Annotated in this window: 25 protein-coding genes; 11 read left to right on the top strand and 14 right to left on the bottom strand. The window is 65.2% G+C overall.

All coding sequences use genetic code 11. From position 1 onward, the window contains the following. Positions 1 to 298: 298 nt before the first annotated feature. Together ACGHN1_RS06360 and ACGHN1_RS06355 are read right to left on the bottom strand one after the other, a co-directional pair. Positions 299 to 1,270 carry a retron St85 family RNA-directed DNA polymerase gene (locus ACGHN1_RS06360; protein ID WP_390549395.1) on the bottom strand — a complete coding sequence of 324 codons (972 nt, stop codon included), beginning with the start codon at positions 1,268 to 1,270 and terminating at the stop codon, positions 299 to 301. Then, positions 1,260 to 2,171 (bottom strand): retron St85 family effector protein, encoded by a 912-nt coding sequence (locus ACGHN1_RS06355; protein WP_390549392.1) that lies wholly within the window; start codon positions 2,169 to 2,171, stop codon positions 1,260 to 1,262. The genes ACGHN1_RS06360 and ACGHN1_RS06355 overlap by 11 nt, the downstream gene beginning before the upstream one ends. Positions 2,172 to 2,730: 559 nt before the next feature. Here ACGHN1_RS06355 and ACGHN1_RS06350 point away from each other — a divergent pair. From ACGHN1_RS06350 to ACGHN1_RS06335, 4 genes are all read left to right on the top strand, one after another. Continuing rightward, positions 2,731 to 3,489 (top strand): hypothetical protein, encoded by a 759-nt coding sequence (locus tag ACGHN1_RS06350; RefSeq protein WP_390549390.1) that lies wholly within the window; start codon positions 2,731 to 2,733, stop codon positions 3,487 to 3,489. A gap of 56 nt (positions 3,490 to 3,545) precedes the next feature. Further along, complete coding sequence (locus ACGHN1_RS06345; RefSeq protein ID WP_390549388.1) at positions 3,546 to 3,824, top strand: hypothetical protein; 279 nt, start codon at positions 3,546 to 3,548, stop codon at positions 3,822 to 3,824. Between the two features lie 62 nt (positions 3,825 to 3,886). Next, entirely contained in the window at positions 3,887 to 6,115 is a 2,229-nt protein-coding gene (locus ACGHN1_RS06340; protein WP_390549386.1) for an RNA degradosome polyphosphate kinase, read from the top strand. After that, positions 6,112 to 7,641, top strand: coding sequence for a Ppx/GppA family phosphatase (locus ACGHN1_RS06335; protein WP_390549384.1), 1,530 nt, complete (start codon positions 6,112 to 6,114; stop codon positions 7,639 to 7,641). The genes ACGHN1_RS06340 and ACGHN1_RS06335 overlap by 4 nt, the downstream gene beginning before the upstream one ends. A 33-nt stretch (positions 7,642 to 7,674) precedes the next feature. On the opposite strand, the gene apaG is transcribed toward ACGHN1_RS06335, so the two are convergent. From apaG to ACGHN1_RS06320, 3 genes are all read right to left on the bottom strand, one after another. Next, a complete protein-coding gene (apaG, locus tag ACGHN1_RS06330) occupies positions 7,675 to 8,073 on the bottom strand; it encodes a Co2+/Mg2+ efflux protein ApaG (RefSeq protein ID WP_390549797.1) in 399 nt (132 codons plus the stop codon). 294 nt (positions 8,074 to 8,367) lie between these two features. After that, a complete protein-coding gene (locus tag ACGHN1_RS06325; protein ID WP_390549382.1) occupies positions 8,368 to 9,585 on the bottom strand; it encodes a trans-sulfuration enzyme family protein in 1,218 nt (405 codons plus the stop codon). A gap of 94 nt (positions 9,586 to 9,679) precedes the next feature. After that, positions 9,680 to 9,886 carry a hypothetical protein gene (locus ACGHN1_RS06320; protein WP_390549380.1) on the bottom strand — a complete coding sequence of 69 codons (207 nt, stop codon included), beginning with the start codon at positions 9,884 to 9,886 and terminating at the stop codon, positions 9,680 to 9,682. A gap of 228 nt (positions 9,887 to 10,114) precedes the next feature. On the opposite strand from ACGHN1_RS06320, the gene ACGHN1_RS06315 reads away from it, so the two are divergent. After that, positions 10,115 to 11,401 carry a phospholipid carrier-dependent glycosyltransferase gene (locus tag ACGHN1_RS06315; RefSeq protein WP_390549378.1) on the top strand — a complete coding sequence of 429 codons (1,287 nt, stop codon included), beginning with the start codon at positions 10,115 to 10,117 and terminating at the stop codon, positions 11,399 to 11,401. Positions 11,402 to 11,432: 31 nt separating this feature from the next. Here ACGHN1_RS06315 and ACGHN1_RS06310 read toward each other — a convergent pair whose 3' ends face one another. The 6 genes from ACGHN1_RS06310 to gorA form a co-directional block, all read right to left on the bottom strand. Then, the gene (locus ACGHN1_RS06310; protein WP_390549376.1) at positions 11,433 to 12,035 is read right to left on the bottom strand and encodes a DNA repair protein RecO; all 603 of its coding nucleotides are present in this window, start codon (positions 12,033 to 12,035) and stop codon (positions 11,433 to 11,435) included. A 24-nt stretch (positions 12,036 to 12,059) separates the two neighbouring features. After that, a complete protein-coding gene (locus tag ACGHN1_RS06305; protein WP_390549374.1) occupies positions 12,060 to 12,296 on the bottom strand; it encodes a hypothetical protein in 237 nt (78 codons plus the stop codon). 68 nt (positions 12,297 to 12,364) lie between these two features. Next, positions 12,365 to 12,616 carry an accessory factor UbiK family protein gene (locus tag ACGHN1_RS06300; protein ID WP_390549372.1) on the bottom strand — a complete coding sequence of 84 codons (252 nt, stop codon included), beginning with the start codon at positions 12,614 to 12,616 and terminating at the stop codon, positions 12,365 to 12,367. A 31-nt stretch (positions 12,617 to 12,647) separates the two neighbouring features. Next, the gene (locus ACGHN1_RS06295) at positions 12,648 to 13,193 is read right to left on the bottom strand and encodes a TspO/MBR family protein (protein WP_390549795.1); all 546 of its coding nucleotides are present in this window, start codon (positions 13,191 to 13,193) and stop codon (positions 12,648 to 12,650) included. 450 nt (positions 13,194 to 13,643) lie between these two features. Next, the gene (locus ACGHN1_RS06290; protein ID WP_390549370.1) at positions 13,644 to 14,270 is read right to left on the bottom strand and encodes a hypothetical protein; all 627 of its coding nucleotides are present in this window, start codon (positions 14,268 to 14,270) and stop codon (positions 13,644 to 13,646) included. A gap of 118 nt (positions 14,271 to 14,388) precedes the next feature. Further along, on the bottom strand, positions 14,389 to 15,741 hold the full coding sequence (gene gorA, locus ACGHN1_RS06285; protein WP_390549368.1) for a glutathione-disulfide reductase: 1,353 nt from the start codon (positions 15,739 to 15,741) through the stop codon (positions 14,389 to 14,391). A gap of 166 nt (positions 15,742 to 15,907) precedes the next feature. Here gorA and ACGHN1_RS06280 point away from each other — a divergent pair, with 166 nt between their 5' ends. Beyond that, positions 15,908 to 16,999 carry a mechanosensitive ion channel family protein gene (locus ACGHN1_RS06280; protein ID WP_390549366.1) on the top strand — a complete coding sequence of 364 codons (1,092 nt, stop codon included), beginning with the start codon at positions 15,908 to 15,910 and terminating at the stop codon, positions 16,997 to 16,999. Positions 17,000 to 17,002: 3 nt separating this feature from the next. Here the strand turns inward: ACGHN1_RS06280 and ACGHN1_RS06275 are convergent, their stop codons facing one another. Continuing rightward, complete coding sequence (locus tag ACGHN1_RS06275; protein WP_390549364.1) at positions 17,003 to 17,689, bottom strand: CDP-alcohol phosphatidyltransferase family protein; 687 nt, start codon at positions 17,687 to 17,689, stop codon at positions 17,003 to 17,005. A gap of 99 nt (positions 17,690 to 17,788) precedes the next feature. After that, a complete protein-coding gene (locus tag ACGHN1_RS06270) occupies positions 17,789 to 19,198 on the bottom strand; it encodes a DEAD/DEAH box helicase (protein ID WP_390549362.1) in 1,410 nt (469 codons plus the stop codon). A 254-nt stretch (positions 19,199 to 19,452) separates the two neighbouring features. Between ACGHN1_RS06270 and ACGHN1_RS06265 the strand changes: the two genes are divergently transcribed. Together ACGHN1_RS06265 and ACGHN1_RS06260 are read left to right on the top strand one after the other, a co-directional pair. Continuing rightward, positions 19,453 to 19,710, top strand: a complete 258-nt coding sequence (locus tag ACGHN1_RS06265; RefSeq protein ID WP_390549360.1) for a type II toxin-antitoxin system ParD family antitoxin — start codon at positions 19,453 to 19,455, stop codon at positions 19,708 to 19,710. Continuing rightward, positions 19,707 to 19,982 carry a type II toxin-antitoxin system RelE/ParE family toxin gene (locus tag ACGHN1_RS06260; protein WP_390549358.1) on the top strand — a complete coding sequence of 92 codons (276 nt, stop codon included), beginning with the start codon at positions 19,707 to 19,709 and terminating at the stop codon, positions 19,980 to 19,982. Before ACGHN1_RS06265 ends, ACGHN1_RS06260 begins: the two co-directional genes overlap by 4 nt. Here the strand turns inward: ACGHN1_RS06260 and pgi are convergent. Next, complete coding sequence (pgi, locus tag ACGHN1_RS06255) at positions 19,979 to 21,556, bottom strand: glucose-6-phosphate isomerase (RefSeq protein ID WP_390549356.1); 1,578 nt, start codon at positions 21,554 to 21,556, stop codon at positions 19,979 to 19,981. The two genes, ACGHN1_RS06260 and pgi, sit on opposite strands and share 4 nt — an antisense overlap. A gap of 48 nt (positions 21,557 to 21,604) precedes the next feature. Between pgi and lepB the strand changes: the two genes are divergently transcribed. From lepB to era, 3 genes are read left to right on the top strand one after another with little or no spacing between them, the layout of a single operon-like run. Next, positions 21,605 to 22,462, top strand: a complete 858-nt coding sequence (lepB, locus tag ACGHN1_RS06250; RefSeq protein ID WP_390549354.1) for a signal peptidase I — start codon at positions 21,605 to 21,607, stop codon at positions 22,460 to 22,462. After that, a complete protein-coding gene (gene rnc, locus ACGHN1_RS06245) occupies positions 22,459 to 23,133 on the top strand; it encodes a ribonuclease III (protein WP_390549353.1) in 675 nt (224 codons plus the stop codon). Before lepB ends, rnc begins: the two co-directional genes overlap by 4 nt. Then, entirely contained in the window at positions 23,130 to 24,035 is a 906-nt protein-coding gene (gene era / locus ACGHN1_RS06240; RefSeq protein WP_390549351.1) for a GTPase Era, read from the top strand. Before rnc ends, era begins: the two co-directional genes overlap by 4 nt. The last annotated feature ends 17 nt before the right edge of the window (positions 24,036 to 24,052 follow it).

The raw sequence follows: 24,052 nt of genomic DNA, 5'->3' as shown, positions 1-24,052 counted from the left end.
CCCGGACTTGTTCCGGGACAGTGCTGACAAAAACGCCGCGCTCTTCGCGCGTCATCTCGCGAGCCTGAAACACTCCACCCTCGGCCCACACGGCCACCGGGTTACTTTGACGGCTGCCCCGCATTCCGCCCGCCCGTCATCCCGGCGAACGCCGGGATCTCAGAGTGGCCTGGAACCCAATAGAAAAGAGCCTCGTCGCCTCAGCGACAGGCCCCCGGGACATGACCGGCAATGTTCAGCTCTATCTGACCGGGGTTGGATCGCTACGAGCCGAGTCCGTCACCGGATGGGGGCGCGCTTAATCTGTCTCTTCGTCGCCGTCAAGACCTTCGAGTCGTGAGAATGAAGTGTGCACTGTCGCTCCGGAGAAGTTTTGAAACGCCCACATAAACTCGCCATATTTTGCTTTGAGAGATACGATGAAGGATGGCTCCACATCACGGACAAAATTCAAGTAACCTTCTAAGTATGCGACCCTGTCCTTAGGCAAATCTCCAGTAATAAGCTTATGCACCAAAGCCTTGAGCTCTCTCTTCTTTTTTCTGCCAATGGATACTTCTCCATCCGGCGTTATGACCAACCCCGTGATCTCTCGATGATATTTTTTCGATAAGAACGCAGTTTTCTTTGAATTCACTCTAAGTCGGGCAAATTGATAGCTCTCCGCCAACGATCTAACGAAGTCTAATGTCTGACCTAAGATATTCGGTTCATTCGTCGATAGAAAAAGATCGTCGGCATATCGAGTATAAACGATTCGCTTCCCTATGCAATATTCAGTCAACATCTGATCGAATTCGAACATCATTGCATTCGTCAGAACGGGAGACGTAGGCGCGCCAATAGTCAACCCACCATCACGGCACACAAGCATGGTTGCAACGAGCGCATCGTCACCGGCCATCTCCAGCAAATCCGAATTCAGCTCAAGAAACTTATAAATGTGAAGCATAGTGAAGTTAGGAAAAAATTCCCGAAAATCAATCCTAAGCGTGAATCGCTTTGCCAAATGTGGCTGAGCATTGGCTTTTAAACCTCGACCTTTACGATAGGCGGTTGCAGCATCATGAATTGGGAGGCGGATGAAGTATTTTGCATTGAGCCACCGTTGCACAGCCTTCAGTGGGCGAGCGGGATGAGCAATCTTTCGATAGCCGCCAGTGGCCTTCGGTACAGAAAACACGTAATAGCGTCGGGATGCAGATTCCGCGAAGTAGCGAAGGCGACCGCGGTCGAGCCCAGTCTGTTTTGAAAGTCGCTCAATTAGCATCGGCCCGGTCCATCAGCAGCTGAGCAAATTCACGCGAACTTTCTCGAATGATCTCCGCGATTTCTAATTTAAGCGCCAACTCGTTGCTAGCCATCCCACTGCGGATTTGAACCAAACCTTCTCCTAGTGAGAGACAAGAGTAATGTCCGAACTCGCCTACCGGTTGCAGGAAGCCCGCTCCGACGAGGATGGAGGCAATATCCCTTATTCGCCTCCTCGGGGCGTGACCGGAGAAGAGACTATTAAAGACAGCATTTAAATCTTCCATAGTTGCGACGATTAGAACATCAAATATCTTATATACGAGACAAAATAAATCGTAAGGGGTTAAATCAACTCCATCCTCCAATTCGATAGCTTTACGATATTTCGGGATATTAAATCTATTTATTCTATCAAGAATTACGTTGAAATCGGGATCTTTGAAATCTATTTGGACATTGGGATTAAATTTAGAGTACTGCTCGAACCTTCGAGCAGGGCCCATCATTATGAAACTGTCATTGCTTTGATGTTGCAGGTCCAAGACCAATATCGACTTACTAGAAAGCGCCTCGGTTTGGGAGAAATATCCAGTTTCTGCGTATGAACCAGGAGCTTCCGGAAAAATCACGATCGCGTGTGAAAGCTCGCCAATAAGCTCCTCGAACTCGCCCAAATCTAGTTGAGCCCCATCCTCGTCCGAAAAATAATTTTTCATGGCGAACTCAGGCATGAAAGCCGTGAACTCCGAGCCATGCTCTTTTAAGAACTCAGTGAATTTCGGGCGGAGATGATGATTTTCGTTGCCGCCGCAGATGAAAATCAAATTTCCAGCGCGACGAATGAGAAGGCCGTCGCGCAATAAAGATATCATCCGCTTCCGAACCTCAGGATGAGATTTCAGAAGCGGATGACGCACTAGACCCTCTTACTTAAGGCGGCCGATTTCGGAATCCGGAGTCGGCGCCGTGACGCGAAGACAGGCCGGTGACGACTCCGGATTCCGAAATCGGCGCCCATTCTCACGCAACGAAATACAGCCTGGCTAAACACCCGGCATAGAGCTCACCCAGAGCAGGGCAAAACCCAACTAAGAGGTATCGACTAGCTAATCGCCCCATCCGGCCCCTGCAATACAAATCATTTTCCTACACGCCAAAATTCTGCAACCTCACCGTGGTCATGCCCGACCGCACCCCTCCGAGCCTTTCGTTTGATCCCTCAAGCGCCGGGCGCGACGCGTCCGCCTTGGGTTGGCCTTCCGGCCATCTCCGCTTCGCACCGATTCCCTCCCATTGGCTCAGGCGCGCAGTCGCGCTTGCCACGGCTACGCCTCGGTTTCTCGCGCCATGACTGAGAGGAAGGCACGCGGGAAAGCTGCGGAGCTCGGTCCGCGGAGTCGAAGCGAAGCGCCGACGGCGCGTAGCGCCACCTGCAAAGCGGACCGCAAGGGCGGAGTCGAAGCCAAAGGCGCAGACGTGCGGAGCACACCTGCAAGGCCGCCCGCAGCGACCGAAGGGAGCGAGGATAGCCTGAGCGAGCGCACGCGAGCGCCGGCGCTTGAGGCCAAACGAAAAACCCCCCGCCAGGCCACCTCCGCAGTCGCGCACCGCGCCGCGCCGCCCGAGCAGGACGATCCGCTGCTCGATTTCGCACCCTACCTCCACGCGGCGCCGCGCGCGAACTCGATCACGCCGGACGTCCAGCGCGCCTTCATCGCGCAGCTTGCCGCCACCGGCATCGTCACGCAGGCGGCGATGAAGGTCGGCAAGTCGATGGAGGCGCTCTACAAGCTCAAGCACCGGCCCGGGGCGGAAGGGTTCGCGGCGGCCTGGGAGGCGGCGCTCGACCTCGGCATCGCGCGGTTGGAGGACAGCGCGCTCGCCCGCGCGATCGAGGGGACGCCCGTGTGGAAGACCGACGGCGACGGTGGGCTGATCACCTACGGCACGAAGCACAACGAGGCGCTGGTGATGTTCTTCCTCAGGAACCGCCGGCCCGAGCGCTATTCCGACCACATCCGCCCCGGCCACCCCGTCTACGAACGCATCCGCGCCGAGGTGCTGGCGGGCCAGCCGCCCCGCCCCGCGCGCGCCGATCCCGCCGAACCCTCCGAGACCCGCGAATGCGCGCTCTCCCGCCACTTCGCCGATCGGCTGGCACGCGGAGAACCGGCGATGCTCGAACACCGCGAGGGGGATGGCGGCGAACCCGCGCGCGACGGCGGGGACGGATAGCAGGGTCGCCCCCGCCCTTTCCCTGAACCTTTGCCGCCGCGCCGCATTGGTTGTGCATGGACGAGGAACAGGCGCTCTATCTGATCTGGCACGATCCCGCCGCCGCGCCCGCGGGGCCGCTGGAGCTTCACGGCGACGGGCATCCGCTGGCGGACGGGCTGTGGCTGGTGCGCTCCCCCCTCACCCGTTCGAAGCTCTACCACCGGATCAAGTGGCAGCTGCCCGAGGGCACCGCGCTACTCTGCGCCCCGCTGGCCGACGATCCCGACGGCTGGCCCAAGTTCAAGGGGCTGGAGGCCGGCGCGCTGGCCTGGCTGCGCGCGGATGTAACATAAGTTTGACCGTAGCCTGTCGTCGCTGGCAGGAGGGGATGGTGCCGACTAGAGCCACGCGCGCCATGGATGAGAGCCCTCAGGATGCCCCGGCCGAGCCGATGACCGCGCCCGACGCGATGCCGGAAGCGCCGCCGCCGGAACCGCCGGCCGATCTGCCTGTCGATCCGCCGGCCAATCCGCCATCCGATCCGGGCGAGCGCTACTTCAACCGCGAGCTGTCGTGGCTGGCCTTCAACAGCCGGGTGCTGGCCGAGGCCGAGGCGGACCGCTTCCCGCTGCTCGAGCGGCTGCGGTTCCTGTCGATCTCGGCGAGCAATCTCGACGAGTTCACCATGATCCGCATCGCCGGGCTGGAGGGGCTGGCGAGCCGCGGGATCGAGGAGACCGCGATCGACGGGCGCACCCCGCGCCAGCAGCTCGTCGCGATCCGCAAGAAGGTGGTCGCACTGGAGAAACGCCAGCAGAAGGCGCTCGCCGCGCTGCGCCGCGAGCTCGACGCCGAGGGCATCCAGCTGCCCGAGATCGCCGAGCTTTCGGACAAGAAGCAGGCCTGGTGCCGCGCCTATTTCGAAAGCGACATCCTGCCGCTGATCACGCCCCAGGCGATCGACCCCAGCCACCCCTTCCCCTTCGTCCAGAACCTCGGGATGGGGCTCATCTTCCGCCTCGGCCGCCCCGCGCCGCAGCCCGAGCTGATGGAGATGGTGCTGATCCCCAGCGGCGCCCCGCGCTTCGTCCGCGTGCCGGGGAGGAAGGCGATCTACGTCGCCATCGAGAAGCTGATCGTCGAGCATGCGGAGCTGCTGTTCCCCGGCTTCGAAATCCTCGGCGACGGCAATTTCCGCGTGCTGCGCGACAGCGACATGGAGGTCGAAGAGGAGGCCGAGGACCTGGTGCGCGTGTTCCGCAGCGCCATCCAACGCCGCCGCCGGGGCCGCGCCGTGCTGCTCGAGCTCGACGACGAATGCGACGCCACCGCCGAGACGCTGCTGCGCGACTGTTTCGACATCGAGGCGGCGATGGTGGTCAAATCCGCCGGGATGCTGGGGCTCCACGATCTCGACGCGATCTGCGACGAGCCGCGGCCCGATCTCAAGTTCAAGCCCTTCGCCCCGCGCTATCCCGAACGCATCCTGGAACACGACGGCGACTGCTTCGCGGCGATCCGCGAGAAGGACATCGTCATCCACCACCCCTTCGAGAGCTTCGACGTCGTGGTCGACTTCCTCCAGCAGGCGGCGCACGACCCGGCGGTGGTCTCGATCAAGCAGACGCTCTACCGCGCCGGGGACCAGTCGCCGGTGATCGCCGCGCTGATCGAGGCGGCGCTGAACGGCAAGGCGGTGACCGCCGTGGTCGAATTGAAGGCCCGCTTCGACGAGGAACGCAACCTGCGCTGGGCGAGCGAACTCGAGCGCGCGGGCGTGCAGGTGATCTACGGCATCCAGGAGCTGAAGACCCACGCCAAGGTCAGCCTGGTGGTCAGGCGCGAGGAGGAGGGCTACCGCACCTACTGCCATTTCGGCACCGGCAATTACCACCCCGTCAACGCCAAGATCTACACCGACCTTTCCTATTTCACCGCCGATGCCGCCTATGGCCGCGATGCCGCCAAGATGTTCAACTACATCACCGGCTATGTCGAACCGCATGATCTGGAACTGCTCGCGATCTCGCCGCTGGACCTGCGCGAAAAGCTCTATGCGCTGATCGAGGCGGAGACCGAAGCCGCGCGCGAAGGGCGGCCGGCCGCGATCTGGCTCAAGATGAACTCGCTGACCGAGCAAGGCACGATCGACCGGCTCTACCAGGCGAGCCAGGCGGGGGTTCAGGTGGTGCTGGTGGTGCGCGGCATCTGTTCGCTGCGTGCCGGCGTGCCGGGCCTGTCCGAGAACATAACCGTCAAGTCGATCATCGGCCGGTTCCTCGAACACACCCGCATCTGGGTCTTCGGCAACGGCGCCATGCTGCCCAACGAGGGCGCGCGGATCTACATCACCTCCGCCGATGCGATGAGCCGCAACCTCATGCGCCGGGTCGAGGTGGCGGTACCGGTGACCAACCGCACGGTCCACGACCAGGTCCTGGACCAGGTCATGCTCGCCAACATCCTCGATACCGAGCGGAGCTGGAAACTGATGCCCGACGGCGAGTATCTGCGCCAGACCCAGGGCCCCGACGGGTTCAACTGCCACGACTATTTCATGAGCAATCCATCCCTGTCCGGCCGCGGCGCCGCTATCGAGGAACACGACGTGCCCGAACTCAGCCTGGCGAAGAGGCCCTCTTGAACAGCAGCAGCAACCGCCGGGTGCGACCCGAACGCCCGCTGCCGCGCCGTGCGGTGGTGGACATCGGATCGAACACGGTGCGGCTGGTGATCTACGGCGGGCCGCTGCGCGCGCCGATCACCCTGTGGAACGAGAAGGTCGCCCCCCAGCTCGGCAAGGCGCTGAGCGGCACCGGAGGGGCCATTCCCGAAGAGGCGATGGAAGAGGCGATCGCGGCCATCGCCCGCTATCGCCACATCGTCGAGGACCTGGGGATCGAGCAGGTCGACGTGGTCGCGACCGCGGCGGCGCGCGATGCGACCAACGGTCCCGAATTTATGCGCCGCGCCGCCGAAACTGGCTTCGACGTCCGCCTGCTCGACGGGCCGGAAGAGGCCCGGTTGTCGGCCATGGGCGCGATCGCCGCCTTTCGCGATGCCCGCGGCACGGTGGCCGATCTGGGCGGCGGCAGCCTCGAACTGATCGCCATCGGCGATGGCGAATGCAAGGACGGGGTCAGCCTGCCGCTCGGCACGCTGCGGCTGTCGGCTCTGCGCAAGAAGGCCCATTTTCGCCGCCGGGTCGTGGAGCTTCTCGCCAAGGAAGGCTGGAGCGGTGCGCATGACGGGCCGCTCTACATGATCGGGGGCACCTGGCGCGCCTTCGCCGCCTGCGCCATGCGGGCGCGCAAATACCCGCTGACGGATCCGCACAGCTTCGAGATGAGCGTGGAAGAGGCGAACGAACTCGCTGCCAAGCTGGTTCGTAGCAAGCCGGCCAAGCTGGTCGAAGTCCGCGGTGTGTCCCCCATGCGCGCGGAAAAGCTGCCCGATGCCGCCGCATTGCTTCAGGTCCTCCTCAAGGAACTGGGTCCGAGCAAGCTGGTCTTCTCTTCCTGGGGATTGCGCGAGGGACTGATCTACGACCGCCTCGATCCGCTGGACAAGGCACGCGACCCGCTGATCGCCGCCATCAGCGCTTTCGCCTCCCAGCGCTATGCGACCATCACCGATGCCACGCTGCTTGCCGCGTGGACGGCCGACATGGCGCATGGAGACGGCGAGACGAGCGAGCGGCTGCGTCTCGCCGCCGGGCAGCTGGCGATCGCGCTACACCGGGTCGAGCCCAATCTGCGACTCAATTACGCGACCGAATGGGCGCTCGACAAGCGCTGGATCTGGCTCGACGCGCGCGGTCGCGCGATGATCTGCGCGGCGCTGTTCGGCAGCCTCGGGCGCACCGCGCTGCCCGATGCGCTGCGCGAGCTCGCCGGCGACGACGATCTGCGCGAAGCGGTCGGCTGGGGGCTCGCCTTCCGGCTGGCACGACAGCTCGGCGCGTCGTCGAAGGTCTCGCTGACGACCAGCGCGCTGCGGGCGAAGAAGAAGAACCTCGTCCTTCGGCTCGACAAATCCCGCGCCGCGCTGGCGACCTGGCCGGTGGAGCGCGACCTCGAGATGCTGGCGGATTGGCTCGGTCTGACGCCGAAGATCAAGACCGGCGACTTCCAGTTCGACGAACCGGACGACGAGCCAGAAATCGGCTGACCAGGTTCGCGGCCATCCTGATTCGCGAAGGTCCTAGTTCGCGGTCGCGGGGGCGCTGAGCGGGAAGAAGGGTATCCTTACCTCGAGCGGCGAGCCGTCCTCGCGGTGGAAGGTGTAGAAGCCTTCCATCGAGCCGTAGGGCGTTTCCAGCGGGCATCCCGAAACGTAGTCGTGCGCCTCGCCCGGACGGAGGAGCGGTTGCTCCCCCACCACGCCCTGCCCGTCGACATGGGCGACGGCACCGCGCGCATCGGTGATCCGCCAGTGGCGGGTGAACAGCTTCACGACCTCGTGGCTGCCGTTCTCGATACGGATGTGATAGACCCAGAACCACTTGCCCAGCTCGGGCTGCGATTGTTCGGGCAGGAAATTGACCGACACCCGAACGGTGATCCCGTCGGTGATGGCGGCATGCTGGAAGAGCTCCTTGATCACGCCTGCCAAGGTAGCGCCTCTCGCGCGGGTCTCAAGGGGCTCTGACCGCAAGCTTCGGGGAAAACCTGCCGGCGCGACACCGAACACGGTTAATCCGGAGTAACCGGAATTCTTGGGCTTTGGGACAGGTTGCGCGTGCACAACCCGAGACCAGCACGCAAGGGGAGACAGCCAATGCGAGTCTGGATGGCATTTTTCCGCCATATCCTGCGGGACACGGCCGGCATGGTGACGCTCGGCCGCCACCGCTGATACCGGCAGCAACCGGGCCGGCGATCATCTTAGGGGCTGTTACGTCCCCCCGGCTCGCAACGCGCGATCGAGATCCTCTCGCAGATCCTCGACATCCTCCAGCCCGATATTGATGCGCAGCAGGCCTTCGGTGACGCCCATCGCGGCGCGATCCTCGGCCGTCATTCCGGCATGGGTGGTGCTGGCCGGGTGGCACATCAGGCTGCGTGCGTCGCCGATGTTGTTCGAGATGTCGATCAGTTCGAGCGCGTCGAGCACGGCAAAGGCCTTTTCGCGGCTGCCGACGTCGAAGGCGAAGATCGGGCCGAAGGCGTCCATCTGCCGCGCCGCGAGTTCGTGGCGCGGATGGCTTGGCAGGCCAGGATGGAGGATGCGGCCGCCGCCCGAAGCCATCCGGTCCTCGATGAAACGGCCGAGATCGAGCGCGCTCTCGCTCTGGCGATGGGCCCGCAGCGACAGTGTCTCGAGCCCCTTCAGCACCACCCAGGCGTTGAACGGCGCGCAATTGGGGCCGGTGTTGCGCTGGAAGGGAAGCAGCACGTCGTCGATGAACTCCCGCGTGCCGCAGACCGCGCCCGCCAGTACCCGGCCCTGCCCGTCCATCAGCTTGGTCGCCGAATAGGCGACCACGTCGGCACCGAACTCCAGCGGCCGCTGGAGCGCGGCGGTGGCGAAGGCATTGTCGACCACCGTCGCGATGCCGTGCGACTTCGCCAGCTTGCAGACGAATTCCATGTCGACGACGTCGAGGGTGGGATTGGCCGGGGTCTCGAAGAAGAAGACCTTGGTGTTGGAACGGATCGCGGCTTCCCAGGCGGCATTGTCGGCGCTGTCGATCGTCGTGCTCTCGATCCCGAAGCGCGGGCAGAGGTGATCGACGAGCCAGCGGCACGAGCCGAAGGCGGCTCTGGCGGCGACCACATGATCTCCGGCGGACAATTGGCACAACAGCGCGGTGGTCATCGCCGCCATGCCGCTCGCCTGCGCGCGGCAGGCCTCGGCCCCCTCCATCAGCGCGATCCGCTCTTCCAGCATCGCCACGGTCGGGTTCTGGAGGCGCGAATAGGTCATGCCCTCCGCTTCGCCGGCGAAGCGGTCGGCGACGGTCTGCGCGTTGTCGTAGGTATAGCCCGAGGTGAGGAACAGCGCTTCGCTGGTCTCGCCGTGTTCGCTGCGCCAGGTGCCGCCGCGGACGGCCTGCGTCGCGGGACGCCAGTTGCGGGTAATCGAACGGTCGGTGCCGGTGGTTTTCTTCATCGCCGCCGCGTTAGGTCACGCGGCTTGAAGAGGGCAACAGAAAAGGCGGAGCACCGGGCCCCGCCTTTTCATCGAAATCGAATTCAGATGGCGATCAGGGGCTGACCGGTTCGTCGTCGTCATCCGCGATAAGGATGATACCGCCGATCACGGCAGCAGCCGCCAGGACCAGAAGGACCGGGCTGACGCCAACCAGATCCTGCTCGCCCTGGATCGGGGCGGATTGCCGTTCGGCGGCGAGGACCGGCGCGCTTGCCAGTCCGAGTGCCGCAGCAGCGAAGGCCACTGTCTTGATACGCATGCGTTGCTTCCCTTCGTTCCTCGATTTTGCCCGACGTGCCGCCGCGCTGATGGCCGAATGCCAACCCGATCTTGTAATATGGCGACGCGGTTGACCAGCTAAAGTTCCCGAGCCGTTCGATTCACGGGTCGAGCGGTTCGTCGCCGACGTCGGCAATCACGCTCACCCTCTCCCTCCCCCCCGGCGAAGCGCTTGCCCGCCCGACGGTCCCGGCATAGGGAGGCGCGGATGACCCAGCCGCCCCCGCAACCGCGCGATCCGATGGCTTGGTCGGCGGGATTGTGCGCCCTTTTTGCGACGCTGGCCTGGGTCAGGCTCACGATCCCCGGCGCGCCCTATTTCGACGAGGTCCATTACCTTCCCGCCGCGCGCCAGCTTCTGGCGCTGGGAGACTACGTCAACCGCGAGCATCCGCTGCTCGGCAAGGAATTCATCGCGCTGGGCATCGCCCTGTTCGGCGACGGTCCGCTCGGCTGGCGGATCATGCCCTGGGTGGCGGGGACCTGCGCGCTCTATGCCGCAATGCGCGCGCTGTGGTTCGCCACGCTGAGCCGGTTCGCCACGCTTGCCTACGGCGTGCTCGTCGCCACCGGCTTTCACCTTTTCGTCCACTCCCGGATCGCGATGCTCGACGTGTTCTTCGTCGCCTTCCTCGCGCTCGCCTACTGGCAATGCGCGGCGGCGATGCGCGAGCCCGAGACCGGACGCTGGCGACTGGCGCTGGCCGGCGCGGCGCTGGGGCTCGCGATGGGCGCGAAGTGGAACGCGGTTCCGCTGGCGATGCTGCCCGGCCTCGCCTTCGTGGTGCTGCGCTGGCGGGCCGGACGGCGACGGCTGCTGCTGAGCCGCCGCGGGGCGCCGGTGCCGGGCATCACGCTGGTCGAGGCTGCATTGTGGCTCGGTGTGGTCCCGCTGGCGGTCTATGCCGCGACCTTCGCGCCCGCGTGGCATTTCGCCAGCATGGCGATCGGATCGAATGAGGGCGCAGCAAATCTGATCGCCCTCCACGAGCAGATCCTCGGGTTGCAATCGAGCGTGATCCAGGCCCACCCCTACCAGAGCACCTGGCCGCAATGGGTGCTCAACAGCCGGGCCATCTGGTATCTCTACGAGGTCGCCGACGGGGCCCAGCGGGGCATCCTGCTGGTCGGCAATCCCCTGACCATGCTGCTGGGCGTTCCCGCACTCTTGTGGTGCGCGCAGCGGGCGATTTCGGCCAGGGACCGGGCGGCTGGCGCCGTGGTACTGCTCTACGCGATCAGCCTCGGTTTCTGGATCGTCGCCGACAAGCCGATCCAGTTCTACTACCATTATTTCCTGCCGAGCATGTTCCTGCTCGCGGCGCTGGCGTTGGCGCTCGACGCGCTGTGGCGCAGCGGCAGGCGGCGGCTGGCGGTGCTTCCGCTGGCCGGCAGCGTCGTGCTGTTCGCATTCTACTACCCGATCCTCACCGCCGCGCCGCTCGATGGCCCCATGTCCTTCCTGCGGTGGACCTGGCTGGAAGGCTGGAAATAGCATCGCGGGGTGGCCGTACGACCGGTGCGTCTCACACCATCCGCCGCAGCCGTTCGAGAAGCTGGACCCGCGCCGCAAGGACATCGGCCCGCGCATCGCCGAGGAGATAGGCGGCGATCGGCCGGGTGAGCGCTTCCAGCCGGTCGAGCCCCTGCGCCAGATCGGCGACCGTTGGCCGCGCTATATCGGCGCCATAGCCGAGCTCGCGCAGCAGCAGCGTTTCGTATCCGACCTGAGCCTCAACCCAGCCCCGCGCCGAAGGGGCGCTGCAAATCGCATCGAGAAGCGCTGACAGCGCATGGTATATCTGCGGGTAGGCGCTGCGTTCGGCGAGGCTCGTGGCGGTGAGCGCGCAGTTCCAGGCGATCGCGGCTGCAGGCAGCGGTTCGGACAGGAAAGGCCCCCTGCTCGTCATCAGTTCCAGTCGGGCGAACGGCAGCTGGCTATCGGTCTTCGAGCGGATATCCGCCGCGACCACATTTCCGGGGATCATCACCGGCCGCAATCGCCTGCCGCGCCCGCCGGCGACATAGGCGGCGACCAGCCCCGCCTCCTCGGTCAGCATGCGCGCGATGACGGCTGTCTCTCCATGCGGGCGAGAGCCGAGGAGGATGGCAGGCGCGCGCAGGTGCATTCCGGCGGCTCTAGCCCGGCGGGATCAGCGCGCCAACGACTCCTTGGACGCCTTGGTCGCGGTGTTGGCAGCCCGGCCCATCGACCAGTTCGCCTGCATCCTCACCTCCGGATTGGGCGCGCACCAGATCTCGCCCGTGGCGTCGATCGCGGTGACCCAGATCAGATTGTGTTCCTGGCCGTAATCGATGACGGCGAGCGCATAACCATCGCCCTTTCCGAGGACATGGAGGGGTATAGGGGGATCGAGTTGCGTGAACATGAGGGGTGTCCTGAATGATACCCCCTCAACTCCCGGGACCGGAGCGCCGGGTCCCCGACAAACCTTTGTCAACCGCCGCCGATGCGCGCCTCCAGCGCGGCGATCCGGTCGGCGAGCTTCTCGTTCTCCTCGCGCGCCTTGCTGGCCATGGCCTTGACGGCGTCGAATTCCTCGCGGCCGACGAAATCCATCCCGCCGAAGCTCTCCCTGACCCGCTCGCGGGCGGTCTCGCGCGCTTCGCGTGTTATCCCGGCGAAGGTGCCCGCGGCCGAATTGGCGAGCTTGACGAAATCGGCGATCAGCGGGTTCTGGCTTTGCATGGACGCTATCTAGGCCCGTCGCGGCCCGGGTTCAATCGGCGATCCGCACCCGGTCGGCCGGACTGTCCGCGAAGCCGCCGTCGGCCTGCGGATTGAGCTGGAGGAACTGGAAGTTGAGCACCCCGGCGAACAGGACCCACGCCAGATAGGGGAGCATCAACACGCCGGCCAGCGTCCGGATCTTCCAGAACAGCAGCGTCGCCATCGCCACCAGCAGGGCCACCACCCCGATCACGGCGAGCCCCCCGGTGATCTCGAACGCCCCGAAGAACACCGGGGTCCAGAGGAAATTGAGCACCAGCTGGACCAGAAAGACCACGATCGCCGCGGTTCGCCCGCGTGCGCCCCAGGCCGCGCAGACCAGCGCGAAAGCGAGGCCCATCAGCACGTAGAGCGTCGTCCAGACGATCCCGAACACCGCCCCGGGCGGGAAGATGGCGGGCTTTTCGAGCGCCTGGAACCAGGCGGTGTCCGCGTTCCAGATCGCGCCGGGAATCAGGCCCAGGAGGCACAGCGGCACCGTCAGCAGCGCCCAGCGGAGGAAACTCGCGCGCAATTGTCCGCGCGATGCCAGCATGTTCACGTAGCGGCTCCCGAGATCGATTCCCCGTCAGTCTTATGCAGGCACGGGAGGTGTGGCAATCTCGCAGGGATACCGTGCCCCGCGAATCTGGCCCGACGCTGGCGGCAGAGATCGCCGGTGCCTGTCGCTTCGCCATGGCCGACACCAATCTAGCGCGTTCATGAGAGAGGCGGATTTCCTCGTCGTCGGCGCGAGTATCGCCGGCCTGACCGAGGCTTCGGCCTCCAGACCTCGCCGCAGGCGGTGGAAGCGCTGGCGACGGGCGGCGGATGGCCCGAGGCACTGCACGCACGGCTGGTGTGGAGCCGGACATACTGGGCGTCAGAAGAACGAAACCCTATGGCGAATGACTGCTATGGTCTCGTCGCCCGGTCGGAATGGTGGACTGGAATTGGGGTGGCAAGCGGCAATTCGGATTCCTCGGAGCCAAGTCGATAGAGATGGTTAACCCCACAGGCCGAAGAAGTCCCACTTTATCACCGCTTCTTGCAAAACCAAAAATCCGAGAATGACGGCCTGCCATCGGCGGGCGACCACCACGGCCACGGCAGTGAGAACCAGCGGCATCAAGAAGAAGGCGTAAAAATCCAACTCGATCAGTCTTTCAGGACCTTCAAAATAAAAGTGGGTCGCGATCCACATCGACACGAACAGCAGATACATCGACCAGATGTACCGGCTTTGCGTTGCATAATAGGCTCGAAGGTCAACCCGGCCGCGCTTAAAGTCGTCCTCGTCAGGCAAGGCTGCCGACATGACGAGTACGAGCAGCAGCGTCTGCACAACTACCACCGCCACGAAGGGTAGCCCAGTCACGACGGGCACCTCGCGCACCGACCACAGCTGATACCATAGCCGCATGAGGACCATGCTGGCATAGAGGGCGAGCGTGATTGGAAGCCAATCCCAAACAACGCCGGCCCGACGCTTTAGCAGTCGATGCAAACTCACTGCCACATCACTAAGGCCCAAACCTGTAATTACTGCAGCGAGAGCGACTACATATTCGAACTTGTCCATCTTGCCCCCAATGCCGTGGCAGAGTGTGGCAGAGCGATTCTGTTTCGCCAAGCTCTCCGATCACGACTGTCTCCGAACGTCCGCAATGGGGCCGTCAGCTGAAACGCCCCCTTCCGTCCAGAACGGGTTGCTCGCGGATGGTCCGCTTTGCACCGACGCCCTCCTCCCCTCAGCGCATCAGCACCAGCTCTTCCGCCATGGTCGGATGGATCGCGCAGGTGGCGTCGAAATCGGCCTTGGTCAGCCCCGCCTTCACCGCGATCGCGGCGGCCTGCATCATCTCGGGCGCTTCGGGGGCGATCATGTGGATGCCGACGATCCGGCCGCTGTCGCCGTCGCAGATCATCTTGATCAGGCTGCGCTCGTTGCGGCCGGCGAGGACGTTCTTCATCGGCCGGAAATCCGACAGATAGACCTTCACGCTGCCGAGTTTGTTCTTGGCTTCCCCCTCGGTCATCCCGACCGCGGCGATCGGCGGGTGGCTGAACACCGCCGCCGGGATGCAGCCGTGGTCGACCGCGACCGGATCGCCCTTGCCGAACACGGTGTCGGCGAAGGCCTGGCCCTCGCGGATCGCCACCGGGGTCAGCTGGACCCGGTCGGTGACATCGCCGACGGCATAGATGTGGTCGACATTGGTCTTGCTGAAGCGGTCGACCTTGACCTCGCCCCTCTCGCCCAGCTCGACGCCGGCCTTGTCGAGCCCCAGCCCCTCGGTGTTGGGCATCCGGCCGACGGCGAACATGACGAGATCGGCCTTCTCCTCCTCGCAGTCGGACATCTTGACGAAATAGCCGCCCTCGTCGCAGGGCTTGATGTATTCGAATGTGGTGTTGAAGCGGAACTTGATCCCCTTCATCGTGCTGATCTGCAGCAGCCGGTCGCGCACCGCCTCGTCGTAATGGCGAAGCAATTTGTCGCCGCGATTGACGATGTGAACATCGCAGCCGAACTCGTTGAATATCCCGGCGAATTCATTGGCGATATAGCCTCCGCCGGCGATGATGATCTTTTTCGGCAAGGCGTCGAGATGGAAGGCCTCGTTGGAGCTGATGGCGTGCTCCGCCCCCTCGCACTCGGGCATCCGCGGCCGCGCGCCGGTGGCGATCAGAATCGTCTTCGCGGTCAGTTTGCGCCCGCTCGCCAGCGTGATCTCGTGCGGGCCGGTCAGCTGCGCGCGTTCGTGGAAGATCGCGACGTCGTGGCTTTCCAGCGTGTCGGTGTAGGCCTGGTTCAAGCGGTCGACATCGGCGAGGACGTTGTCGCGCAGCTTGATCCAGTCGAACGTCTTGGTCTCGATCTCCCAGCCGAACTTCTGGCAATCCTCCAGATCCTCGGCGAAATGGGCGCCGTAGACGAGCATCTTCTTGGGCACGCAGCCGCGGATGACGCAGGTTCCCCCGACCCGGTGCTCCTCGGCGATCGCCACCTTTGCCCCGTGCGCGGCCGCGACCCGGCTGGCGCGGACGCCCCCGGAGCCGGCGCCGATGGTGAAGAGATCGTAATCGTATTCGTCGGCCATATTCCGGGGCTCCGTGGCTGGGGAGCGGCGGATATGGCGGGTGGTCGTCCGCTTGCCAACCGGCAGCGCATGCACACCCGGGAACGCCCCGCCCGATCCGCCCATTGATACGATGTCCTTGGGAGGGGATGCCGGCCCGTTCCGAACGCACCAGCCGGGAGACAGCATGACCGACCCCATCGCCGCCCCCATCACCGACCGCGTCGTCGAGACCGCCGGGCTGCTGCCCTATCCCTGGAACATCGCCGCCTATGCCGGGATCGCGATCCTCGTCGCACTGGCGCTGCACGGGGCGATCTTCGCGCTGCTGCGCCGGGTGGCGCGAAGGTCCGACAGCGAATCCGACGATGTGCTGATCCGCCGTCTCGCGTCGCCCACGCGCTATGCGCTCGTCGCCCTGGCCCTGGTGCTGACGGCGCGCGAGATCCCCGCTTTCGACAGCGCTTGGCAGAAGGTCGCCGGCTTCGTGATGCCCGCGCTCGTCGGGTGGATCGCCCTCGCCATCCTGCGTGCACTGGTGGAGGCGATGAAGATGCGCGCCGACATCACCGTGGCGGACAATCTCGCCGCCCGCCGCCGCAGGACCAAGCTGACGATGTTCAGCCGCATCGCCACCTTCGTGATCGTCTTCGTGACCGTGGGGCTGGTGCTGCTCTCCATCCCCGGAGTGCGCGATATCGGTTTGACGCTTGTGGCTTCGGCGGGTCTTGCCGGGCTGGCGGTCGGTGCCGCCGCACAGCCGGCGCTCAAGAACCTGATCGCCGGTGTGCAGATGGCGCTGACCGAGCCGATCAACATCGACGACGTGGTGATCATCGAGGGCGAGTGGGGGTGGATCGAGGACATCCGCACCACCTATGTGGTGGTCAAGATCTGGGACGAACGCCGGCTGATCGTGCCGACGACGCAGTTCCTCGAAAGCGCTTTCCAGAACTGGACCAAGAAGACGGCGCAGCTGCTGGGCACGGTGATGCTCTACCTCGACCCAGCGACGAAGATCGGCCCGATCCGCGCCGAATTCGAACGGCAGGTTCGCGCCAACCCGCGTTGGGACGGCCGGGTTCAGGTCACCCAGGTCACCGATACCCAGCGCGACGCGATCGAAGTCCGCCTGCTGATGAGCGCCAGGGATTCCTCGACCCTGTTCGATCTCAGATGCGACATTCGCGAAGGAATGCTCGAATGGATCGCGGACAACCGGCCCGACGCTCTGGCGAAGCTGCGAATCCTTTCCCCACAGCCCGAGGCGGCAGGATAGGCTTCAGTTCCTCGGAGGTTCTTCCTTCGCCAGCCGGGCGGCGATCCGCCTAGTCTGGACCAGGAACAGAGCGATGAGACAGATGCCGACGCCGCCGACGAACAGATCGAACACGTTGAGCGCCCCGATCAGCGGCGGTTCGCGGCCAGCGGCATACATGCAGACGGTCAGCGCGATCAGCACCATGCGCAGCTCGGTCGGCCCGGCATTGAGATAGGAAAGCCGCAGCTCTCCCAGCACCCTGACCGAGAGGAAGGCGTGGATTGACATGAGCAGGTATCCCGCCAGCGCGATCAGCGCCGCCTCGAGCTCGACATAGGGCGTGAGGCCGATGCCCACCACCAGCAGGGTGGTGGCGAACCCGTCGCAGCTGTGATCGAGGAAATAGCCGTATCGGGGGCGCTCGATCTTGCGGAACCGGGCTAGGCTGCCGTCGAGGGAATCCCCCAACCAGTGCACCAGATATCCCGCGACCGCGAGCCACAGCCAGTTCCGGTCGACATTGCTGCCGGCATAGCCCCCGAACACCATGAACGCACCGACAATGCCGGTGCCGGTCAGCATGTCGGGCGTGACCCAGCGCGGCAGCCGGGCGCAGAGCCAGTTCAGCACCCGTCGCTCGATCCGGGCGACGAGGTTTTCCTGGATGCGATCGATCGGCGTTATCTTGGCCTTGAAGCCGGAATTCATTCGCTTCGTCCGTTGGTAACCCGTGCCGAAGGCCTTGCGCCTCGCGATGGAGCCTGTCCACCCCGGGGTTCGAGGCGAAGCCCACCACGCGGCTCGCGTTTACCCCTCCCGGCGCGCACCACCGCCGCCGCCGCGGTTGCGGTTCCGGTTCCGGTTCCGGTTACGGCCACCGCCGCCGGGCCGTTCGCCCTGCGATCGGCCGTCACCGCCGCCGGCACCGCCGGGGCGCCCCTTGCGTTCGGGATGCTTGTTCTTCGGCTTGGCGCGACGTGCTGCGTCGCCCGTGGGCGTGACCCGCGGCTTCTTCATCCGCTGGCCGGGAGGCGGGCGCTTGGTCGGTCCCACGCCCTCGACCACGGCGCGGAAATTGTCCGGCAGCGGCAGGCGCTCGAACTCCGCGTCGGTGTTCTTGCGGATGTCCTTGAGATAATCGCGCTCGTCCTCGGCGCAGAAGGCGATGGCGATGCCGTCGCGGCCCGCGCGGGCCGTGCGGCCGATGCGATGGACATATTGCTCCGGAACGTTGGGCAGCTCGTAGTTGATCACGTGGCTGACGCCGGGAATGTCGATCCCGCGCGCGGCGACATCGGTCGCGACCAGCACCGGGGTCTTGCCGCGCTTGAACTCGTCGAGCGCGCGCTGGCGCTGCGGCTGGCTCTTGTTGCCATGAATCGCATTGGCGGCGATCCCGGCCCGAGCGAGGGTCTTCACCACGCGGTCGCAGCCGTGCTTGGTCCGCGCGAACACGAGCACGCGCTCGAACTTGCCGGGCACCTGGTGCTGGCCTTTCAGGATCATCTCGAGCAGGGTCTGCTTCTCGTCCTGCTGGACCATGAACAGATACTGGTCGATCCGCTCCGCCGTGGTGGCGGCGGGGGTCACGGAAACGGTCACCGGATCGTGGCAGTACTTGCCCACCAGTTCCTTGATCTGCGCTGGCATGGTGGCGGAGAAGAACAGCGTCTGGCGCTCGGCCGGAACCAGCTGGCTGATCCGCCGCAACGCATGGATGAAGCCGAGATCGAGCATCTGGTCCGCCTCGTCGAGGACGAGAATCTCGACCTTGTCGAGCACGAAGGCCTTCTGGTCGATCAGGTCGAGCAGGCGGCCGGGCGTGGCGACGAGGATGTCTGTGCCGCGGTGCAGCTTGTTGCGATCCTTGTTGACCGAGGTGCCGCCGACGATCGACTGGACCTTGAGCCCAGCCATCGCGCCGTAATCCTTGGCGCTGTCGGCGATCTGCCCGGCGAGCTCGCGCGTCGGGGCGAGCACCAGCATGCGGCAGCTCTTGAACGGCGTCTGCCGGTCCGCCTCGCGCAGCCGGTCGATGCTGGGCAGCATGAAGGCGGCGGTCTTGCCGGTGCCGGTCTGGGCGATGCCGAGCAGGTCGCGCCCGGCGAGCACGGAAGGAATGGCCTGCGCCTGGATCGGCGTCGGCGTGGAATAGCCCTTCATGTCGAGGGCCTGGAGAACGGGCTGCGACAGCCCGAGATCGGTGAATTGTGTCATGGTAACTCGCATATGTGCGATGGGCGCGCAGCATCTTTGCAGCGCGCGTCGCGGGGTTTGAAAACCGCCCGCGTGAAAAGGGAAGCTTTGGAAAAAGGACCGAGAGGCTGCCGGGGCTTGTGGCTGTCTCGCCACCGCCGCTTCACGCTGGCGGGCGTCTCGATACGCGCCATGTGGATGCTGCGGTGCAAAAAGTCAATTGCCTGAATGGCGAGGTTTTGATAATAGTTGATAAGTGTGAGGAGTGAAGTGTCATGATTAGCGCCGACCTGGGCAAGCCGCTCGAAGATTTCATCGCCAAGCTCGTCAGCAATGGCCGCTACAATTCCAAGAGCGAAGTTCTTCGCGAAGGCGTCCGCCTGATCCAGGACCGCGAGGCGCGGCTGGCGGGTATCGAGGCCGCTCTGGCCCGAGCCGAGGAGGACATTGCCGCAGGACGGGTAACGCCAGCGGAGGAGGTGTTCGACCGACTTGAGGGCAAGTATCAGGCGATGATCGACAAGACCACGTGATAGTCAAATTCACTCGCCAAGCGAGCGACGATCTCGAAGCAATCGGCGATCATATTGCTCGCGACAATCCGGTTAGAGCAAAGAGTTTCGTGCTTGAATTGCGAGACGCCTGCATTGGTCTAGGAGAATTCCCACTCCGATATCCCATCGCTCGATTTCCTTTTGCCCCAAACGTCCGCCAGCGATTTCATGGAAGTCATGCGATCCAATACCGGGTGGATGGCGATATTGTATGGATCATGCATATCGTCCATGCGGCCCGTCTCGCCTAAGCCAGTCCTGCCGCCTCCACCAACGCCGCCGTGCTCGCATCGAAATTCCCCTCGCCCCGCTCAATCGCCTTCGCCATCTGCTTGCCGAGCTCGACTCCGAACTGGTCGAAGGGGTTGATGCCCATCAGCACCGCGTTGGCAAAGGTGCGATGTTCGTGGAAGGCGATCAGCGCGCCGAGCGTGGCGGCGTCGAGGTCGTCGCACAGGATCGTTGCGCTGGGGCGGTCGCCGGGGAAATGGTGCGCGGGATCGGTACCCTTGTCGCCCGCCATCAGCGCGGCGCCTTGCGCGAAGCAGTTCATCAGCAGGATGCGGTGGTGCGCGGGATCGAGCATGTCGCCCGGCGCCACGCTGGCGATGAAGTCGACCGGGATCAGATGGGTGCCCTGGTGCAACAGCTGGAAGACCGCGTGCTGCGCATCGGTGCCGACGCCGCCCCAGGTGACGGGCGCGGTGGGCTCGTCCACGGGACGCATCTCGGCGGTGACGCGCTTGCCGTTGCTCTCCATTTCGAGCTGCTGGAGGTAGTCGGGGAACAGCCCCAGCCGCTCGTCGTAGGCGAAGACCGCGCGGGTCTGGCAGCCGCGGATGCGGGCGTAGTAGCGGTCGGCGAAAGCGGCGCGCAGCGGCAGGTTGGCCCGCCCGTCGGCCTCGGCGAAATGGCGGTCGACCGCCTGCGCGCCCGCCAGCATCGCCTCGAACTCGTCCCAGCCGACCGCCAGCGCGACCGGAAAGCCGATGGACGACCACAGCGAATAGCGCCCGCCGACGCTGTCGCGGAAGGGCAGGACGCGGGTTTCGTCGACACCCCATTCGACCGCCTTTTCGGGCGAGGCAGTGAGCGCGACCACCCGGCCCGAGGGATCGGCCACCCCGCCCTCCTCCAGCCATCTGAGCGCGCTGGCGGCGTTGGTCATGGTCTCGATCGTGGTGAAGGTCTTGCTCGCCACCGCGACCATGGTCGTCGCCGGGTCGCAGGCGGCGAAGGCCTGTTCCAGCGCCACCCCGTCGATGTTCGAGACGACATGGACATCGACCTTGGCGAGATCGCGGGTCAAGGCGTCCACGGCCAGCGCCGGTCCCAGCGCGCTGCCACCGATGCCGACGTGGATGAGATGCCTGACATCGCCCAGCGCGCCGCCATGGATCGCCTCGACCAGCAGCTTCATGCGCCGGTGGAGCGCGTCCGCTTCCTCGACGTCGCTATCCTTGCCCGTCCCGCGCTCGGCGGTGTGGGTGGCGGCGCGGCCCTCGGTGACGTTGACCTTCTCGCCGGATAGCAAGGCGGCGCGTTTGTCCGCGAAACCGCACGCCTCCGCCAGCCGCTCGAAGCCGTCCAGCAGCGCGCTGTCCAGATGGGTCTTGGACCAGTCGAACAGCACGCCGCCGGCCGTATCGCCTTCCCCCCATGCGATCCGGCCGGAGAGCATCGCCACGCGCTCGGTCCCACCCGGCTCGTCTCGGCCTTCGCCTCCGTCGCGCTCGGCGCTGAACAGTTCGCTCAAGGTGGGGCGCGGCAGCCCTTCGAGATGCGTCCATGCGGCGGAAACGGCATCGTCGGCGGATTTGGGCACGGTTAAAGTCCTTTTCCGGTGTCGCCAGCGCGGGTAGAGCCGGCCCCGATGGCCCGCAACCCCGCATCGACGATCGACGGCAACGCCGTGGCCCCGGACGAACCCCGGGTCGATACGGGGGAGGACGAGGAGCGAGAAAGCTGGGGCAGCTATCTGCGCTTCCTCGCGCTGGTGGTGCTCGGCGTGCTCGCCTTCCGCAGCTTCCTCTTCGCCCCCTTCACCATCCCTTCGGAAAGCATGCTGCCGCGGTTGATGGTGGGCGACTATCTGGTCGCGGCGAAATGGCCCTACGGCTATTCCGACCTGTCGCTGCCCTTCGGGGCGAAGCTGATCCCCGGACGCGTCTTCGCCGGCCTGCCCGAGCGCGGCGAGGTCGTGATCTTCCGCCATCCGGTCGACGGGACCGACTACATCAAGCGGGTAATCGGCCTGCCGGGCGACACGGTGGCGGTCCGCGAGGGGCGGGTCGTGCTCAACGGGCGCGTGCTGGCTCGAAGCACGCCCGAACTGCTGCGCGTTCCGGTGTCGCCCAACACTTCCTGCCACGGCCGCGCCCCCGTGACGGATGCAAACGGCGCGAAGGCCTGCCTCTATCCCGTGGCGTTCGAGACGCTGCCCGCGGGGCCCACCTATCCGGTGATCGACCTCGGCCGCACGGCGGCGGACGATTTCGGCCCGGTCACGGTGCCCGAGGGCCGCCTGTTCGTCATGGGCGACAACCGCGACAATTCGCAGGACAGCCGCTTTCCAGCGCAGGCGCGTGGCGGGGTGGGTCTGGTCCCCGCCGATCTGCTGGTCGGGCGGGCGAGCATGATCCTGTGGTCGACCGACGGCAGCGCGGAATGGGCCAAGCCCTGGACCTGGCTCACTGCCGCGCGGTGGAGCCGGATCGGGAACCTGCTGTGAGCGGCGGACTTTCGCCCGAGGCCCGCGCCTGGCTGGAAGCCACCGGCTACACGGTCCGCGACGAGGCGCTATGGCAGGCCGCGCTGACCCACGGCAGCATGGGCGAGGCGCGCGATTACGAGCGGCTCGAATTCCTCGGCGACCGGGTGCTCGGCCTCGCCATCGCCGACTGGCTCTACGCCCGCAGCGATGCGCCCGAGGGCCGGCTGTCGCAGCGGCTCAACGCGCTGGTCAGCCGCGCGATGTGCGCGCGCATCGCCCGCGGCATCGGCCTCGCCGAGCATATCCGCATTTCGAAGCAGGCCCATGCCGATGGCGGGCGCGACAGCGACAACATCCTCGGCGACGTGATGGAAAGCCTGCTTGGCGCGCAATTCCTCGAACACGGCTTTGCCAGCGCGCGCGATCTGGTCCATGTCCTGTGGCGCCCGGCGCTCGAAAGCGGCGCGGGGGTAAAGAAGCACCCCAAATCCGCGCTGCAGGAATGGGCCGCGGGCAGCCGGCGCAAGCCGCCCGAATACGAGGTGGTCGACCGCTCCGGCCCCGACCATGCGGCGAAATTCACCGTCCGGGTGAGCGTCCACCGGGTCGGCGAGGCCGAGGGCTCGGCGAGCAGCAAGGGCGAGGCGGAAAAGGCCGCGGCCAAGGCATTCATGGAGAAATACGCGTGAGTTCGGAAAAGCAGACCCGGTGCGGCGTCGTCGCCGTGATCGGCGCGCCCAATGCTGGCAAGAGCACGCTGGTCAACCAGCTGGTCGGCCAGAAGGTCGCGATCACCAGCGCCAAGGCGCAGACCACCCGCGCCCGGATGATGGGGATCGCGCTGCTGGACGAGACGCAGATGGTGCTGGTCGACACGCCGGGCATCTTCGCGCCCAAGCGCAAGCTCGACCGCGCGATGGTGAGCGCGGCCTGGGAAGGCGCGGAGGCGGCCGACGCACTGCTGCTGCTGGTCGACCCGATCAAGCAGAGGCGGCACGAGCTGGAACCGCTGGTCGAGGCGCTGGCGAAGCGGCCCGAGCGCAAACTGCTGGTGCTGAACAAGGTCGATCGGGCGAAGAAGGAACCGCTGCTCGCGCTGGCGCAGGAACTGGGCGCGAAGGTCGATTTCGCCGAGGTGTTCTTCGTCTCCGCGCTCACCGGCGACGGCGTGCCGGAAATGAAGACGGCGCTGGCGGCGATGATGCCCGAGGGCGAATGGATGTATCCCGAGGACCAGGTGTCCGATGCCTCCGAGCGCCTGCTCGCGGCCGAGATCACCCGCGAGCAGCTCTACGCCCAGCTGCACGAGGAACTGCCCTACGACAGCGCGGTGCGCCCGGAGAAATACATCGAGCGCAAGGACGGCAGCGTCGAGATCCACCAGCAGATCGTCGTGGCCCGCGACAACCAGCGGATGATCGTGCTGGGCAAGGGCGGCAGCCGCATCAAACAGATCGGCACCGCCGCCCGCGAGGAACTGAGCGAACTGCTCGGCCGCAAGGTCCACCTATTCCTCCACGTCAAGACCGACGAGCGCTGGAGCGAGGACAAGGAGATGTTCGAGGAAATCGGGCTGGACTGGGTGCGGTAGCCCTCCGTCCCGGAAAA

It is taken from the genome of Qipengyuania sp. MTN3-11, from assembly GCF_042851825.1.
GTDB lineage: Bacteria > Pseudomonadota > Alphaproteobacteria > Sphingomonadales > Sphingomonadaceae > Qipengyuania.
The sequence above is the reverse complement of the archived record's forward strand: the minus strand, read 5'-3'. Positions and strand labels throughout refer to the sequence as shown.

What these genes read in the sequence shown, in the direction of transcription:
- ACGHN1_RS06360 (WP_390549395.1), bottom strand. Translation starts at nt 1,270, where the DNA reads ATGCTAATTGAGCGACTTTCAAAACAGACTGGGCTCGACCGCGGTCGC.
- ACGHN1_RS06345 (WP_390549388.1), top strand. Translation starts at nt 3,546, where the DNA reads ATGGACGAGGAACAGGCGCTCTATCTGATCTGGCACGATCCCGCCGCC.
- ACGHN1_RS06340 (WP_390549386.1), top strand. Translation starts at nt 3,887, where the DNA reads ATGGATGAGAGCCCTCAGGATGCCCCGGCCGAGCCGATGACCGCGCCC.
- ACGHN1_RS06325 (WP_390549382.1), bottom strand. Translation starts at nt 9,585, where the DNA reads ATGAAGAAAACCACCGGCACCGACCGTTCGATTACCCGCAACTGGCGT.
- ACGHN1_RS06320 (WP_390549380.1), bottom strand. Translation starts at nt 9,886, where the DNA reads ATGCGTATCAAGACAGTGGCCTTCGCTGCTGCGGCACTCGGACTGGCA.
- ACGHN1_RS06315 (WP_390549378.1), top strand. Translation starts at nt 10,115, where the DNA reads ATGACCCAGCCGCCCCCGCAACCGCGCGATCCGATGGCTTGGTCGGCG.
- ACGHN1_RS06310 (WP_390549376.1), bottom strand. Translation starts at nt 12,035, where the DNA reads ATGCACCTGCGCGCGCCTGCCATCCTCCTCGGCTCTCGCCCGCATGGA.
- ACGHN1_RS06305 (WP_390549374.1), bottom strand. Translation starts at nt 12,296, where the DNA reads ATGTTCACGCAACTCGATCCCCCTATACCCCTCCATGTCCTCGGAAAG.
- ACGHN1_RS06300 (WP_390549372.1), bottom strand. Translation starts at nt 12,616, where the DNA reads ATGCAAAGCCAGAACCCGCTGATCGCCGATTTCGTCAAGCTCGCCAAT.
- ACGHN1_RS06295 (WP_390549795.1), bottom strand. Translation starts at nt 13,193, where the DNA reads ATGCTGGCATCGCGCGGACAATTGCGCGCGAGTTTCCTCCGCTGGGCG.
- gorA (WP_390549368.1), bottom strand. Translation starts at nt 15,741, where the DNA reads ATGGCCGACGAATACGATTACGATCTCTTCACCATCGGCGCCGGCTCC.
- ACGHN1_RS06280 (WP_390549366.1), top strand. Translation starts at nt 15,908, where the DNA reads ATGACCGACCCCATCGCCGCCCCCATCACCGACCGCGTCGTCGAGACC.
- ACGHN1_RS06275 (WP_390549364.1), bottom strand. Translation starts at nt 17,689, where the DNA reads ATGAATTCCGGCTTCAAGGCCAAGATAACGCCGATCGATCGCATCCAG.
- ACGHN1_RS06270 (WP_390549362.1), bottom strand. Translation starts at nt 19,198, where the DNA reads ATGACACAATTCACCGATCTCGGGCTGTCGCAGCCCGTTCTCCAGGCC.
- ACGHN1_RS06265 (WP_390549360.1), top strand. Translation starts at nt 19,453, where the DNA reads ATGATTAGCGCCGACCTGGGCAAGCCGCTCGAAGATTTCATCGCCAAG.
- lepB (WP_390549354.1), top strand. Translation starts at nt 21,605, where the DNA reads ATGGCCCGCAACCCCGCATCGACGATCGACGGCAACGCCGTGGCCCCG.